This is a genomic window from Kineococcus sp. GCM10028916 (assembly GCF_042674865.1).
Lineage (GTDB): Bacteria > Actinomycetota > Actinomycetes > Actinomycetales > Kineococcaceae > Kineococcus.
The window spans coordinates 129,604-144,517 of the sequence record NZ_JBHTFM010000006.1; the positions used below are offsets into that span (position 1 = coordinate 129,604).

Below are 14,914 nucleotides of genomic sequence, written 5' to 3' on the forward strand. Positions count from 1 at the left end.
CCCGCGTCGCTGATCCGGGCCGCTGCCCCTCAGGCGAAGAAGCTCCTGACCCCCTCGACGACGCGGTCGAGGACGCCGTCCTCCATGTAGGGGTGCAGCGGGAGGGTGAGCACCTGCTGCGCGGCGAGCTCCGTGACGCTCAGGTCTCCCCGCCGGCAGTCCTCGTAGAACGAGTACTGGTGCGCGCCGTAGTAGTGGATGCCGCTGGCGATCCCGCGCTCGGCGAGGTGCTCCACGAGGGCCGCCCGGCGGGAGGGGTCCCGGACCCGGACGACGTAGATGTAGGGCGCCACGCCCTCCCAGTCGGTGTCGAAGAGCTGCACGCCCTCGACGTCGCGCAGCGCGGCGTCGTAGTAGCGGCAGTAGTCCTGCCGGTTCTTCACGAACTCGTCGACCATGGCGAGCTGTGCCAGTCCGATCGCCGAGGGCACCGAACCGAGGTGGCAGCGGTAGCCCTGCCGGACGACGTCGAAGTCCCAGTTGCGCTGGTTCTTGTAGCGCGCGTCGGTGTCGGAGTTGATGCCGAGGTGACGCAGCTCGTGCAGGGTCTGCACGTCCTCGGGGTTCGGGGTGACGACGGCGCCGCCCTCGAGGGTGGTGATGGTCTTCACCGGCCCGAAGCTGAAGCAGACGAGGTCGCCGAAGGACCCCACGGGACGGCCGGCGCTGGAGGACCCGAAGGCGTGCGCGGCGTCCTCGATGATGCGCAGGCCGTGCTCGCGGGCGATCTCGAGCAGTTCGTCGACCCGCGCGGGCAGCCCGGTGTAGTCGACGACCACGATCGCCTTGGTCCGCTCGGTGATGAGTTCGCGGACCCGGGCGGGGTCGAGGGTGAGGAAGTCCGGCTCGACGTCGCAGAAGACGATCTCCGCGCCCGTGCGGCTGATCGCCTGGTGACCGGCCACGTAGGTGAACGCGGGCGCGATGACCTCGTCGCCCGGGCCGAGCCCGATGAGGCGCGCCGCGATGTGCAGGGCCTCGGTGCAGGAGTTCGTCGACACCACCCGGCGCTCGGTCAGCCCGAGCCTGGCCTCGATGGCCTCCTCGAACTGCTTGCTCAGCTTGCCCATCCCCAGCCAGCCGACCTCGAGCGCGTCGCGCGCCGCGTCCTGGACCTCCTGGCCCAGGTACGGCTTGTAGACCGGAACCTTCTCGTCGATCCCCACCGTGCGTTCCACTGCGGTGCCCCCACCTTCTGCTTTCCTGAACTCCCCCGGAGCGTCCCCCGCCAACTACCCAGAGTGACGCAAAGTCGCTGCACCGGAACGGGATCCGCCGACACAGCGACACTCATGGTGGCACGCGTCGCCGCGCGAGGAGTTCGCTCGGGAAACTTTCCCGGCACCGGATCTCTCCCCGCGCGGCAGGGTCTTCGCCGGGACGGAGCAGCCACCGGACGGTCCGTGTCCAACGCAGTACGCCGAGTGCTCACGACCCGCCCGCGGGGGGGTGGGAGAGGATGGGGAGGTGCCCGCCGCCGACCCCGCCCCGCGCCGCCGACCCACCACCGCCGGCGAGACGACGGCGGAGAACCCGTGGCCCGTCCGCCTCCTCGCCGCGAAGATGGACGCCTACATCGCCAAGATGCCCTGGACCTGGGTCGAGGGGCAGGTCGTCCAGGTCAGCGACCGTCCCGGTTCCTCCGTCGTCTTCGTGACCCTGCGCGACGCCGACACCGACATGTCGCTGCCGGTCACCATCGCCCGGCGCGTCATGGGCCGGCTGCGCGACGCCCTCCCCGACGGGCTGAGCCACGGCACCCGGGTCGTCGTGCACGCCCGGCCGGAGTTCTTCGCCAAGCGCGGCAACCTCAGCCTCGCGGCCGACGACGTCCGCCCCGTCGGGGTCGGCGAACTACTCGCCCGCCTCGAGCACCTCAAACGGGTCCTGCGCAGCGAGGGGCTCTTCGACGCCGCCCGCAAGCGCGACCTCCCCTTCCTCCCGCACACCGTGGGGCTCGTCTGCGGCCGCGCGAGCGCCGCCGAGCGCGACGTCGTGGAGAACGCCCGTCAGCGCTGGCCCTCGGTCCGCTTCGAGGTCCGGGAGGTGGCCGTGCAGGGCCCGAACGCGGTGCCCGAGGTCGTCGACGCGCTGGCCGAGCTCGACGCGATGGTCGAGGTCGAGGTCATCGTCATCGCCCGCGGCGGCGGTTCCGTCGAGGACCTGCTGCCCTTCAGCAACGAGACCCTGGTCCGGGCGGTGGCCAAGGCCCGCACCCCGGTCGTCTCCGCCATCGGGCACGAGGTCGACGCGCCGCTGCTGGACCTGGTCGCCGACGTCCGCGCCTCGACACCCACCGACGCCGCCCGCCGGGTCGTGCCGGACGTGACCGAGGAACTCGCCCAGCTGGACGGCCTGCGCCACCGGACCCGACGGGCCATCGCCGCCCGGGTCGAGCGCGAGCAGCACACCCTCACCGCGCTGCGCAGCCGTCCCGTGCTGGCCGCGCCGCACGTCCTGGTGGACCAGCGCGCCGCGGAGGTCGACGCCCAGCGGGACCGGGCCCGACGCGCTCTGGAGAACCGCCTGGAGCGGGCCCGCGTCGACGTGGAGCACCTGCGGACCAGCGTCTCGGCCCTCTCGCCCCGCTCGACGCTGCTGCGCGGCTACGCCGTCGTGCAACGCCCCGACGGCGAACTCGTGCGCACCCCCGAGGACGCCCCCGAGGGGACGCGACTGCGGATCCGGCTGCCGGACGGGGAGGTCGGCGCCACCGCTGGGTAGCCTCGCCCGGTGCCAGCAGCGAGCGAACCCAGCGAACTCACCTACGAGCAGGCCCGCGACGAGCTCGTCGACGTCGTGCGCCGGCTGGAGACGGGAGGCACCGGGCTCGAGGAGGCGCTGGCGCTCTGGGAGCGCGGTGAGGCGCTGGCCGACCGGTGCCAGCAGTGGCTGGACGGGGCCCGCGCGCGCCTGGACGCCGCCCGCGCCGAACCCTCCGGGGACGACCCGGCCGGCGCGGAGGACTGAGCCTCAGGCCTTGGCGCCCCAGGGCGTCCCGGCCTTCGTCCAGCCGTCCAGGGTGGCCGTGACGAGCTCGGTGATCGGGGCGTAGCCGCCCTCACCGGTGACGAGCACGGTCACGCCGTCCTGCGTGCGGACGAGGCTGTACCGCTTGCGGTCCGGCTGCAGGTAACCGTCCCAGGGCTGGCCCTGCACGGTCCGGGTCCCGTCGGCGGTGCCGCCCTGGGTCTGGGCCTTCAGCCAGGTCTTCGTGGTGTCCTCGGCGACCTCGAGGGCCAGGTACTGCCCCTCGTCGCTGCGGTAGCCGACGTGCCAGGTCACGACGCCGTCGGTGGAGCGGTTGACGTTGGCCGAGGTCGCCGTCCACCCCGCGGGACCGTTCGGGACGGCCGGGGCGAACGGCAGCGCCGCGGCGCTGCCCTCGGCGGCGTTGGCGACGTCGACGGCGGGCTGCTCGATCTGGTTGGGACGGGGCAGGAGCAGGACGACGACGGCCACCAGCGCGAGGATCACGGCCATCGAGATGACCATCGACTGCACGTTCCCGCCCGAGCGCGGCGGGCGCGGCACACCGCGCGGGTCCTCCCCGGAGTCGGCGAAGGTACCTGCGTCGGGAGAACCGGTCGTGCTCACCCCTCCATGGTGACGGATAGCATCGGCACCCGACGACGCGCACCGGCAGGCCGGCGGCCCAGAGGGGGCTGCGGGCGCCGATGTTCCTGGAGGTCTCCCTTGTCGCAGAACACCTCGCCCCTGCTCCCCCCGGCGCTGGCCGTCGGCACCGAGGCTCCCGACCGCAACCTCGCCATGGAACTCGTCCGCGTCACCGAGGCCGCGGCGATGGCCGGCGGCCGCTGGGTCGGGCGCGGGGACAAGAACAAGGCCGACGGCGCCGCCGTCAACGCCATGCGCACCCTCATCGGGACCGTGAGCATGAACGGCACCGTCGTGATCGGCGAGGGCGAGAAGGACAACGCCCCCATGCTCTTCAACGGCGAACGCGTCGGCGACGGCACGGGCGCCGAGTGCGACGTCGCCGTCGACCCGATCGACGGCACGACCCTGACCGCCCGCGGCATGCCGAACGCGGTGGCCGTCCTCGCCGTCGCCGAACGCGGCACGATGTACGACCCGAGCGCCGTCTTCTACATGGACAAGCTCGTCGCCGGGCCCGAGGCCGCCGACGTCGTCGACATCCGGCTGCCGGTGAAGGAGAACATCCGCCGCCTGGCCAAGGCCAAGAAGCGTTCCGCGGAGGACATCACCGTCTGCATCCTCGACCGCCCCCGCCACACGAAGCTGGCCGAGGAGGTCCGCGACGCGGGCGCCCGCATCAAGTTCATCTCCGACGGCGACGTCGCCGGCGCCGTGATGGCGGCCCGCGAGGGCACCGGGGTCGACCTGCTGCTGGGCATCGGCGGCACCCCCGAGGGGATCATCACCGCCTGCGCCATCCACTGCACCGGCGGCACCATCCAGGGCAAGCTGTGGCCGCGCGACGACGACGAGAAGCAGAAGGCCCTCGACGCCGGGCACGACCTCGACGCCGTGCTCGACACCCAGGCCCTGGTGAACAGCGACAACGTCTACTTCGTCGTCACCGGCATCACCGACGGCGAGCTCGTCGACGGTGTCCGCTACCTCGGCGACACCATCACGACGTCCAGCATCGTGATGCGCTCCAAGTCCGGCACGATCCGCAAGGTCGACAGCGAGCACAAGCTCTCCAAGCTGCGCGCGTACTCCGCGGTCGACTTCACCGGACCGCGCTGATGGGGGGCCCCTCCACCATCGTCGTCGGAGAGGCCCTCGTCGACGTCGTGCGCGCCGCCGGGTCCTCGGCCACCGCCGAGCACCCGGGCGGTTCGCCGATGAACGTCGCCTACGGTCTGGGCCGGCTCGGGCACGACGTGACGCTGCTCACCCGGTTCGGCGACGACGCCCACGGCAAGCTCCTCCGCAGCCACCTGGAACAGGCTGCGGTGCAGCTGTTCCCGGGCACGGTGGACGACGACCCGACCTCCGTGGCGCGCGCCGAGATCGACGCCGAGGGCAAGGCGAGCTACGAGTTCGACCTGGTCTGGCACGTCCCCGAGGTGACCGTCCCCGACGACGTCGCCCTGGTGCACACCGGGTCCATCGGCGCCGCGGTCTCCCCCGGCGCGGAGACGGTCCTGGAGCTGCTGCGCAGGGTCCGCGGTCGGGCGACGACGAGCTACGACCCGAACGTGCGGTCGACGTTCTTCGACTCCCGCGAGCAGGCCCTGGCCCTCGTGGAACGGTTCGTCGACGCCGCCGACGTCGTGAAGGCCTCCGACGAGGACCTCGCGTGGCTGCTGCCCGGTGAGGACCCGGAGGTCGTCGCGCACCGCTGGCAGACCCGCGGCCCCGCCCTGGTCGTGGTGACCCGTGGGGGCGCCGGGGCGATCGCCGTCTCCGGCGCGGGCACGCTGCACGTCCCGGCCCCGCACGTCGACGTCGTCGACACCGTCGGGGCGGGGGACGCGTTCATGTCCGGGCTGCTGCACGCCCTGGCCGAGCACGACCTGCTCGGCGCCCAGGGGTTGCCGCGACTGCGTCACCTCGGGCTGGGGACGCTGGAGGCCCTGGTGGCCACGGCGATCCGCTCGGCGTCGATCACCTGCTCGCGCGCCGGGGCCAACCCGCCGACCCGGGCGGAACTCGCGGGCTGATCAGCCGCGGCGGCGCCAGACCTTGCGCAGCGTCTCCCTCGGGTCGGGAAAGCTCGGGCTGGGGAGGCTCGGGCGGGGAAGGCTCAGGGTGGGGAGCTTCGGCGAGGGCAGCGCCGCCCGCCGTCGGGCGAGGTCGCCGCGCAGGCGTTCGGCGGCCCCGCTGACGGCGTCGAAGCCCCGGCCGAGCCGTTCGTTGCGGCGCAGCTCGTCGCGGTAGGTGCGGCGCAGCAGACTGATCCGGTCCACCAGCCCCGGGAGGAGTTCCCGCGTGGCGGGGGCGAGCAGCAACCGGACGGTGTGCCGGGTCGTCGGTTCCAGGCGACGCTTGTAGGCCTCGTCCCCGCGCAGCAGGTCCAGTTCCCGGTACCCGCTGAGCAGGGCCCGACGCCGGATGCGCAGCAGCAGCAGCGAGCCGGGGCCGGTGGCGGCGTAGCGGGCCCGGTAGGACTGGACGTAGCCGTGCAGGGCCTTCGGGCCGGCCAGGCAGAACGCGTAGGCGACGAGCTCGCCGTCCAGGCGCAACCCGGAGAGCTGCACGACCCCGGCAGGGGTGGTGCGCAGGACCTCGGTCAGCGTGCGCCCCGACGCCCCGCGCCAGGGCCGACGCCGGTACGCAGCCCGGGGGTGGGCGTCGTCGACCTCGGCCAGTTCCGCGACGAGCTCGTCGAGCCGGTCGGCGGCGGCGTCCGGGTCGCGGTCGCGCAGCTCGGAGAGGCCGTCGAGGAGGTCGTCGACGACGACGAGGTCCCCGAGTTCGGCGAGGCGACGCCACTGCCGCCGTTCCTCGTGCCGGGCGTGACGCCCCAGCGCGGCGTCGTGCTCGGCCACGGTCTCCGGCAGTTCCAGCGCGTGCACCGTCGCCTGGGGCAGGGTGCGGACGGCGTAGCCGCGGCGGTAGGCCCACTCGGTGAGGAGCCCGGGCAGCTCACCCTCGGCGGGGACCTGCTCGAGGTCGAGCACGGCGCCGGGGGCCTCGCGCACCGCCCCGTCGACGACGGCCGCCAGCAGGCGCCCGGTGGGGATGCCGGCGTCCGGGTCGGCCAGCACGGCGGCGTAGTCGCTGGCGCCGGAACCCAGGAAGGTGAGCAGCGGCCGGGGTCCGCCGAGGAGGGCGAAGGCGCCGAAGGCCAGCAGCCGCCCGTCGCGGCGCACGCTGACGAGCAGCGGTTCGCCCACTCCGAGGTGGGTGTGGACGGCGCGCAACCAGTCCGGACCGGTGAAGGGGGGCTGTCCCGCGCGGGTGGCCAGCACGCGCCACTCCGGGACGGGGGCTCCCGCGAGTCCGCGGCGGACGGTGACCGAGAGGCCCTCGGCGGGGTCCTGCACGAGGACGAGGCCGTCGGTGCGCCGGCCGTCCTCCGTGGGCAGGGCGAGTGCGTCCGTCACCCTCACCGGCCTCCGTCGTGCGACCGCCCTCCCCTGTGGAGGACCCGTGCGCACGATATCCGCGCGAGGCGGACCCGTCCGGCAGCCCCGGGCTGCGCCACGCCACTATCGACGCAGCGTGACTCGCAATCACTCAACGCCACCCATCCGTGATCTTGCTGGGTCCCCCAGCAAGATCACGGATGGGGGCTCAGGCGTGGGCGGGGGTCTTCTGCGCGTTCTTCTGGGCGCGTTCCAGGGAACGCCTGCGCAGAGCCTCGGACTGCTCGCCGATCTTCTTCGCCTTCGCCTCGTCGCGCGTCAGGTTGGCGCCGCTGGAGGGGTCGAAGACGTGCATGCGCTGCGGGTCGAACCACAGCTCCGCGGTGTCGCCGTCCCGGACGCCGCTCATGGCGTCGAGGGTGACGACGAGCTGGCTGCGCATGCTCTCCCCGTCCAGCTCGCGGTCGAGCTCGGCGAGCTGCTGCTTCGTCTCGTCGGCCGCCTCGAAGGGCACGTAGGCGTAGAGCTCGTTGCCCAGCCACTCGGTGACGTCGACCTGCGCCTGGAAGGTCACGGCCCCGGCCGGGGCGTCGGTGACGTCGGCGTCGTCGAAGTGCTCCGGGCGGACCCCGACGATGAGCAGCTTGCCGTCGTGCTCCGCCCCCACCGCGGCCGGCTTCGGGACGTCGCAGAACGGGAGCTTCAGCACGTCCCCCTCCACCCGCGCCGGCAGGAAGTTCATCGGCGGCGAGCCGATGAACCCGGCGACGAAGAGGTTGACGGGCTGTTCGTAGAGCTCCCGCGGGCTCGCGACCTGCTGCAGGATCCCCTTGCGCAGGACGGCCACGCGGTCACCGAGGGTCATGGCCTCGGTCTGGTCGTGGGTGACGTAGACCGTCGTCGTGGCCAGCGAACGCTGCATGCGGGCGATCTCGGTGCGCATCTGACCGCGCAGCTTCGCGTCCAGGTTCGAGAGGGGTTCGTCGAAGAGGAAGGCCTTCGCGTCGCGCACGATCGCCCGCCCCATCGCGACGCGCTGGCGCTGACCACCGGAGAGGTTCGCCGGCTTGCGGTCGAGGTGCTCGTTCAGCTCCAGCATGTCCGAGGCCCGCTGGACGCGTTCCTTGATCTCGCTCTCGGGGACCTTGGAGTGGTTCAGCCGCAACGGGAAGGCGATGTTCTCCCCCACCGTGAGGTGCGGGTAGAGCGCGTAGTTCTGGAACACCATCGCCAGGTCGCGGTCGCGCGGGGCCAGGTCGTTGACGCGCTTGCCGTCGATGAGCAGGTCTCCGGAGGTGATGTCCTCCAGCCCGACGATCATCCGCAGCAGCGTCGACTTCCCGCAGCCGGACGGTCCCACGAGGATGACGAACTCCCCGTCGGCGATGTCCAGGCTGATGTCGTTGACCGCCGGGAACCCGTCGCCGTACTGCTTGACGATGTTCTTCAGTTCGATGCGAGCCATGTCCTGATCAACCTTTCACGGCGCCGTTGGTGAGACCCGCGACGATCCGGCGCTGGAAGACCAGGGCCAGGAGGACGACGGGGATGGTGACGATGACGGCAGCCGCCGAGATGGCGCCCGTCGGCTGGACGAAGTAGCTGGACCCGGTGAAGCTCGACAGCGCCGCGGGCACCGGCTGCGCCCGGGAGGTCGAGGTCAGCGAGATCCCGAACACGAAGTCGTTCCACGCGATGAAGAACGCGATGATCGCGGTCGTGAAGACCCCGGGCGCCGCCAGCGGGACGATCACCTTGCGGAACGCCTGCCAGTTCGTCGCCCCGTCGACCTGGGCGGCCTGTTCCATGTCCCACGGGATCCCGCGGAAGAACGCCGACATGGTCCAGATCGAGATCGGCAGCGTGAGCGCCAGGTAGGGGATGATCAGCCCGGGGATGGTGTCGTAGAGGCCGATCTGGCGCCACAGGTTGAACAGCGGCGTCACCATCGTGATGACGGGGAACACCGCGACGGCCAGCGCGCTGGTGAGGACGATGCGCTTCCCGGGGAAGTTCAACCGGGCGATGGCGTAGGCCGCGAACATCGCCAGCACGACGGCGATCAGCGTCGCCACCAGGCAGGTGATGATCGAGTTCCGCAACGCGGGCAGGAACAGGTCGGACCCGTTCCCGGCGAAGATGCCGGAGTAGTTCGTCCAGGTCCAGTCCGAGGGGAAGAACTGCTTGTCGCTCAGCGCCGTCTCGGACTTGAAGCTCATCGAGACGATGTAGACGACCGGGACGATCGCGTACAGCACGATCAGGAGGGCACCGACGTACCAGCCGGTCTTCTCCTTCGCGGACATCGCACCCATCAGCCTTCCCCTCTCGCCCGGGCCAGGTCGACCTTGAACACCTTGATGGCGACGAAGCAGATCGCCAGGACGCACACGAACAACAACACGGAGACCGCCGACCCGAGGCCGATCTCGAGCCGGCTGATCGTCTGGTTGTAGGCCAGCGAGGAGACCGTCTCGGTCCCCGCCGCGCCGTTGGTCATGATGTAGACGTTGTCGAAGATGCGGAACGCGTCGAGCGCGCGGAACAGCAGGGCCACCATGATCGAGGCCTTCATGTTCGGCAGCGTCACCTTCCACAGCCGTTCCCACGCGGTCGCGCCGTCGACCTTCGCGGCCTCGGTCATGTCCGAGGGGACCTGCGCGAGACCGGCCAGCAGCAACAGCGAGATGAACGGGGTGGTCTTCCAGATCTCGGAGAGGCAGATGACCGCGAGCGCACTCCACTTGTTCGCGAACACGTCGTAGTCGCCGAGGCCGAGGACGGTGTTCATGAACCCCGTCGTCAGCCCGAACGCGTACTGCCAGGCGTAGGCCGAGACGACCGTGATGACGGCGTAGGGGATGAGGATGGCCGTGCGCACGATCGGGCGCAGCCACCCGAGCACCTTGTGCATGACCATGGCCAGTGCGAACCCGATGACGAGTTCGACGGCCACGGTGACGACCGTGATCATCGCCGTGTTGCCCAGGGCCCGCCACCACAGGCTGTCGGTGAGGATGACCCCGTAATTCTTCAGCCCGATGAACTCCCGGTCACCCGGGGCGGTCAGGCGGTAGCTGAACAGGGACTCGTAGAGCGCCTGCAGGATCGGGTAGCCGGTGACGGCGACGAGGATGACGAACGCGGGACCGGCGAGGTACCAGCCGAGTCGCGCCTCCGCGCGGGACTTGTCGGTCATGCGGGGCTTGCCGGACACCTGCTTGGTGACCGACACCCCTCCTGTGGAACGGGTCTCCGTCGTGCTCACAGCAGTTTCTCCCCCTTCAGGACCTCGCCGATGTACTCCTGCGACGAGGTGGGGGTGCTGTCCGAGACGCCGGAGACCGGCTGCCACTGGTCGGCGATGCCCTGGCTGACCTCGTTGTAGTACGCGGTCTGCGGTCGCGGTTGCGCGGCCTGCAGGGAGGTGCGGATGGTGTCGTACATCGGGTACGCCTCCTGGACCGTCGGGTCGTCGTAGACCGACTCCAGCGCGGCCGGGTTCCCGTCGGAGACCATGTAGGCGGCCTGGTTCTGCTCCGAGACGATGCAGGACACCGCCGCGAACGCGGCGTCCTTGTGCTCGCTGAACGCGCTGACGCCGACGTCGATCCCGCCCAGCGGCGGTGCTGCGGCCTTCCCCTCCGCCATGGCGGGGTAGGTCGTCCAGCCGTAGTCGTCGAAGATCGCCTGGTCCATCGTGCCCTCGTCGGCCGCGGACTTGCCCTGCGCGTAGACGAACGGCCAGTTCACCATGAAGTCCGCGCCGCCCTGCTGGAACAGGTTCGCCGTCGCGGCCTCGTCGCGGTTGTCGATCCCGGGTCCGCCGACCCCGGCCGCGGTGATGTCCTGCATCACCTTGGCGGCCGCCTCGCCCGCGTCGGACTCCAGCCCGAGCTGGATGTCGGGGCCCTTCGCGTCGGGGTTCTCGATGACCTTGCCCCCGGCGGAGGCGATCATCGCGTTGACCCAGACCGTCATGGACTCCGCGCGCTGGCCCTGGACGCCGATGGCGGTCTTCTGCGCCTTCGCCGCCTGGATGAGCTGGTCCCAGGTCACGGGTTTCGTCATGTCGAGGCCCGCGGCCTGGGCGACGGACTTGCGGTACCAGAGCAACTGGGTGTTCGCCCAGAACGGGGCGGCGACCAGCTGGTCCTTCCAGGTCGCGCCCGTGACCGCGCCCTCGACGACCCCGTCGGACCACTTCTGCTGCAGGTCCTCGGGAACCGGGGCGAGGAAACCCGCCTCGGACGTCTCGGGGACGAAGACCGGGTCGAGGCTCATCATGTCGATCGACGTGTCGTTCCCGGCCAGGCGACGCATGAGCTGCTCACGCTGCTGGGCGGCGTCGCTGGGCAGGATGGACACCTTGACGGAGTACTTCCCTCCGGACTGCGCGCTGCAGTCCTCGGCGATCTTCTGCTGCCCGCCGTTGTCGGGGTTGATGTACCAGTTGAGCGTCGGAGGACCCGACGCCGTACTCGATCCCCCGCACGCGGCGAGGCTCCCGGCCAGCAGGGCGCCTGCGCCCAACGCCGTCCACCGGGTGCGCCTTCGGGATGCCACAGCCCCTCCTTCGACCCCATCGTCCGTTGTTGCTGTGCAGCATCTCTACACCTGCTGTCCACAGGTTGCACGTGGGAGATCACGGTGTCGGCGGATCGTGAGCTGCCCGTGATCCCCGCCACCGGCTGCAGCCGCCGGCGTGCGACCCGGCAGGATGGGGGCATGGCCAGTGAAGCCCCCGTTCAGGCGTCCGACACCGAGTTCCGCATCGAGCACGACACGATGGGGGAGGTCAAGGTCCCGATCGCCGCGAAGTACCGCGCCCAGACGCAGCGGGCGGTCGAGAACTTCCCGCTGTCGGGGACGGGCCTCGAACGCGCCCACATCGAGGCGCTCGCCCGCATCAAGAAGGCCGCCGCGCTGGCCAACGCCGAGCTCGGCGTCCTCGAGCAGGACCTCGCCCGCGCCGTCGCCGACGCGGCCGAGGAGGTCGCGTCCGGGCGCTGGGACGCGGAGTTCCCCGTCGACATCTTCCAGACGGGGTCGGGCACCAGCTCGAACATGAACGCCAACGAGGTCATCGCGACGCTGGCCACGGAGCGCCTCGGCTCCCCCGTGCACCCCAACGACCACGTCAACGCCTCCCAGTCCTCCAACGACGTGTTCCCGACGTCCGTGCACGTCGCGGCCACCGCCGCCGTCGTGAACGAACTGGTCCCGGCCCTGCGCCACCTCGAGGCGTCGCTGCGCCGCAAGGCGGACGAGTGGGCCGACGTCGTGAAGTCGGGACGCACCCACCTCATGGACGCGACCCCCGTGACGCTGGGCCAGGAGTTCGCCGGCTACGCCGCGCAGGTCAAGCGCGGGATCGAGCGCGTCGAGGCCACCGTCGTCCGCGTCGCCGAGGTCCCGCTCGGGGGCACGGCCGTCGGCACCGGCATCAACACCCCGCCCGGTTTCCCGCAGCGGGTCATCGAGCTGCTGGCCGCCGACACCGGACTACCGCTCACCGAGGCCGAGGACCACTTCGAGTCCCAGGGCGCCCGGGACGCGCTCGTCGAGCTCTCCGGTGCACTGAAGGTGGTCGCCGTCAGCCTGACGAAGGTCTGCAACGACCTGCGCTGGATGGGATCCGGTCCCCGCACGGGTCTGGGCGAACTCCGCCTGCCCGACCTGCAGCCCGGGTCCTCGATCATGCCCGGCAAGGTGAACCCCGTCGTGCCCGAGGCGACGCTGATGATCTGCGCGCAGGTCGTGGGCAACGACGCCACCGTGACCTGGGCCGGTGCCAGCGGCGCGTTCGAGCTCAACGTCCAGATCCCGGTGATGGCGCGCAACGTGCTCGAGTCCGCACGGCTGCTGGGCAACGCCTCCAGGCTGCTGGCCGACCGCACCATCGACGGGCTCGAGGCCGACGTCGAGGCCTGCCGCCGGTTCGCGGAGTCCTCGCCCTCGATCGTCACCCCGCTGAACCGCGTGATCGGCTACGAGGCGGCCGCCAAGGTCGCCAAGCACGCCGTCGCCACGGGGGCGACGGTGCGCGAGGCCGTGATCGACCTCGGGTTCGTCGAACGCGGCGAGGTCACCGAAGAGCAGCTCGACCAGGCCCTCGACGTCATGTCCATGACCCACCCCTGACCCACCCTGACCCACCGGCGCCCGGGCGGGCTCACCTGCCCGGGCGTCGGGCCCGCTGGCCGTCGGCTCGGTCCTCGCGGAGGATCGCGTGGTGTTCGCCCAGGTCCTCGTCGTCATGCTGGCCGCGCTCGCGCTGACCATCGTCGCCGCGCGGCGGGGGTGGCAGGCGCCCCTGGCCCTGGCCGTCGCGGGGGCCGGGATCTCCTTCGTCCCCGGTCTGCCGCGCCTCGAACTCTCCCCCGAGGTCATCCTCTCGGTGGTCCTGCCCCCGCTGCTGTTCTCGACCACCCAGGACTTCTCCTGGCGGGGTTTCGTGCGCCGGTGGCGCTCGATCACCAACCTCGGGGTGCTGCTCGTCGTCGTCACGACCGCGGTCGTCGGGTTCGTCGCCAGCCTGATGATCCCGTGGGTGTCGCTGTCGATGGCCCTGGTGCTGGCCGCCGTCGTCTCCCCGCCCGACGCCGTGACCGCGGTCGCGATCGGCGGGCGGCTGGGGTTGCCGTCGCGGGTGCTCAACACACTGAAGGGCGAGAGCCTCGTCAACGACGCGGCCGCCCTCACGTTGTTCTCCGTGACGATCTCCTCGGCCTCGGCCGTCGACGACAACATCGTGCAGAACCCGTTCCTGTTCTTCCTCGTCACCTCCGCGATCGGGCTCGCGGTGGGGTGGGCGCTGGGCCACCTCGCGGCAGGAGTGCGGTCCCGCCTGCACGACCCCTCGCTCATGACGGCCTTCGCCGTCCTGCTCCCGTTCGCCGCCTACGCCGTGGCCGAGGCCGTCGAGGGTTCCGGGGTGCTCGCCGTCGTGACCGCGGGTTTCGTGCTGTCCCGGCACTCGCTGGCCGCCGCCTACGCGACGAGGCTGTCCGAACGCGAGGTCTGGAACATCGTCGACGTCCTGCTCGAGGCCTTCGTCTTCGCCTACCTCGGCCTGCAGTTCCACTTCCTGCTGCAGGACGCCGTGACCGACGGCGCCCGGGCCTGGTCGTTGCTCGCCGCGGGGCTGGTGGTGCTGGCCGCGGTCGTCCTCGTCCGCGTCGTCTGGGTCGTGGCCGGTGGCTTCCTCATGCGGAACGTGCTGCACGGCAGGTTCTCCGCGGGTGGTCAGCACTTCACCGTGGCCGAGGACGTCGTCATCGCCTGGACGGGGATGCGCGGGGTCGTGACGTTGGCGGCCGCGGCCGGGATCCCCGAGTCGTTCCCGCACCGGGCCGACCTGCAGGTGCTCGCGTTCGTCGTCGCGGTCGGCACCCTGCTGCTGCAGGGGTCGACCCTGCCGCCGCTCATCCGCCGCCTCGACCTCGACACCTCGCAGGAGCAGCACTGGCGCGCGGAACAACGCCGCAAGGCCCGTGACGTCGCCCGGCAGACCATGTTCGAGGTGCTCCGCAGCGCCCGCGAGGAGGCGACCGACCCGAGCGAGCGCGCGGTCGTGGACGCCCTCCTGGAGCGCGCCGACCGGCTGGCGCAGGTCCGCGCCTCGGAACAGGAGGAGAACGAGGGGACGGGGCGGATCGCGAAGCGCAGCGTCGAGGTGCGCCGGCGGATGATCGCCGCGCAGCGCGGCGCGCTGCTCAGCGCGGAGGACAACGGCGAACTCACCGAGGACGCCGTGCGCGAGGCGCTGGAACAGCTCGACCTCGACGAGGCCTCGCTCGCGCACCGCGGTTCCCCGAGGTTGTGACGCACCGGATCCCGCTGCGCTGGATCGACCCCGAGCCCCCGGCGGAACTGCCCACCGGGCG

13 protein-coding genes are annotated in these 14,914 nt (G+C 71.6%); 6 read left to right on the forward strand and 7 right to left on the reverse strand.

All coding sequences use genetic code 11. The annotated features are described in order from the left end of the window. Positions 1-29: 29 nt before the first annotated feature. Positions 30-1,178: a DegT/DnrJ/EryC1/StrS family aminotransferase gene (locus tag ACFQ46_RS07805; RefSeq protein WP_380258822.1), complete on the reverse strand. Its 1,149-nt coding sequence runs from the start codon at positions 1,176-1,178 to the stop codon at positions 30-32. A gap of 289 nt (positions 1,179-1,467) precedes the next feature. Between ACFQ46_RS07805 and xseA the strand changes: the two genes are divergently transcribed. Both xseA and ACFQ46_RS07815 read left to right on the forward strand, forming a co-directional pair. Continuing rightward, complete coding sequence (xseA, locus tag ACFQ46_RS07810) at positions 1,468-2,724, forward strand: exodeoxyribonuclease VII large subunit (RefSeq protein ID WP_380258824.1); 1,257 nt, start codon at positions 1,468-1,470, stop codon at positions 2,722-2,724. Positions 2,725-2,733: 9 nt separating this feature from the next. Further along, positions 2,734-2,970, forward strand: coding sequence for an exodeoxyribonuclease VII small subunit (locus ACFQ46_RS07815; protein WP_380258826.1), 237 nt, complete (start codon positions 2,734-2,736; stop codon positions 2,968-2,970). Between the two features lie 3 nt (positions 2,971-2,973). On the opposite strand, the gene ACFQ46_RS07820 is transcribed toward ACFQ46_RS07815, so the two are convergent. Then, entirely contained in the window at positions 2,974-3,597 is a 624-nt protein-coding gene (locus ACFQ46_RS07820) for a DUF4245 domain-containing protein (protein ID WP_380258828.1), read from the reverse strand. A gap of 174 nt (positions 3,598-3,771) precedes the next feature. Between ACFQ46_RS07820 and glpX the strand changes: the two genes are divergently transcribed. Further along, entirely contained in the window at positions 3,772-4,737 is a 966-nt protein-coding gene (gene glpX, locus ACFQ46_RS07825) for a class II fructose-bisphosphatase (RefSeq protein ID WP_380259223.1), read from the forward strand. Then, entirely contained in the window at positions 4,737-5,657 is a 921-nt protein-coding gene (locus tag ACFQ46_RS07830; RefSeq protein ID WP_380258830.1) for a carbohydrate kinase, read from the forward strand. Before glpX ends, ACFQ46_RS07830 begins: the two co-directional genes overlap by 1 nt. Here the strand turns inward: ACFQ46_RS07830 and ACFQ46_RS07835 are convergent, their stop codons facing one another. The 5 genes from ACFQ46_RS07835 to ACFQ46_RS07855 all read right to left on the reverse strand — a co-directional run bounded on the left by ACFQ46_RS07835 (position 5,658) and on the right by ACFQ46_RS07855 (position 11,591). Continuing rightward, positions 5,658-7,043, reverse strand: coding sequence for a GNAT family N-acetyltransferase (locus tag ACFQ46_RS07835; RefSeq protein WP_380258832.1), 1,386 nt, complete (start codon positions 7,041-7,043; stop codon positions 5,658-5,660). It lies immediately after the preceding gene. A gap of 190 nt (positions 7,044-7,233) precedes the next feature. After that, a complete protein-coding gene (locus tag ACFQ46_RS07840) occupies positions 7,234-8,490 on the reverse strand; it encodes an ABC transporter ATP-binding protein (RefSeq protein WP_380258835.1) in 1,257 nt (418 codons plus the stop codon). Between the two features lie 7 nt (positions 8,491-8,497). Then, positions 8,498-9,331 (reverse strand): carbohydrate ABC transporter permease, encoded by an 834-nt coding sequence (locus ACFQ46_RS07845; protein ID WP_380259224.1) that lies wholly within the window; start codon positions 9,329-9,331, stop codon positions 8,498-8,500. A gap of 8 nt (positions 9,332-9,339) precedes the next feature. Then, entirely contained in the window at positions 9,340-10,293 is a 954-nt protein-coding gene (locus ACFQ46_RS07850; RefSeq protein ID WP_380258837.1) for a carbohydrate ABC transporter permease, read from the reverse strand. Further along, a complete protein-coding gene (locus ACFQ46_RS07855; RefSeq protein ID WP_380258839.1) occupies positions 10,290-11,591 on the reverse strand; it encodes an extracellular solute-binding protein in 1,302 nt (433 codons plus the stop codon). The genes ACFQ46_RS07850 and ACFQ46_RS07855 overlap by 4 nt, the downstream gene beginning before the upstream one ends. 162 nt (positions 11,592-11,753) lie before the next feature. Between ACFQ46_RS07855 and ACFQ46_RS07860 the strand changes: the two genes are divergently transcribed. Then, the gene (locus tag ACFQ46_RS07860; RefSeq protein WP_380258841.1) at positions 11,754-13,169 is read left to right on the forward strand and encodes a class II fumarate hydratase; all 1,416 of its coding nucleotides are present in this window, start codon (positions 11,754-11,756) and stop codon (positions 13,167-13,169) included. An 88-nt stretch (positions 13,170-13,257) separates the two neighbouring features. Then, complete coding sequence (locus ACFQ46_RS07865) at positions 13,258-14,853, forward strand: cation:proton antiporter (protein ID WP_380258843.1); 1,596 nt, start codon at positions 13,258-13,260, stop codon at positions 14,851-14,853. The last annotated feature ends 61 nt before the right edge of the window (positions 14,854-14,914 follow it).

Coding starts and splice junctions, on each gene's coding strand:
- glpX (WP_380259223.1), top strand. CDS start 3,772: ATGGAACTCGTCCGCGTCACCGAGGCCGCGGCGATGGCCGGCGGCCGC.
- ACFQ46_RS07830 (WP_380258830.1), top strand. CDS start 4,737: ATGGGGGGCCCCTCCACCATCGTCGTCGGAGAGGCCCTCGTCGACGTC.
- ACFQ46_RS07840 (WP_380258835.1), bottom strand. CDS start 8,490: ATGGCTCGCATCGAACTGAAGAACATCGTCAAGCAGTACGGCGACGGG.
- ACFQ46_RS07845 (WP_380259224.1), bottom strand. CDS start 9,331: ATGTCCGCGAAGGAGAAGACCGGCTGGTACGTCGGTGCCCTCCTGATC.
- ACFQ46_RS07860 (WP_380258841.1), top strand. CDS start 11,754: ATGGCCAGTGAAGCCCCCGTTCAGGCGTCCGACACCGAGTTCCGCATC.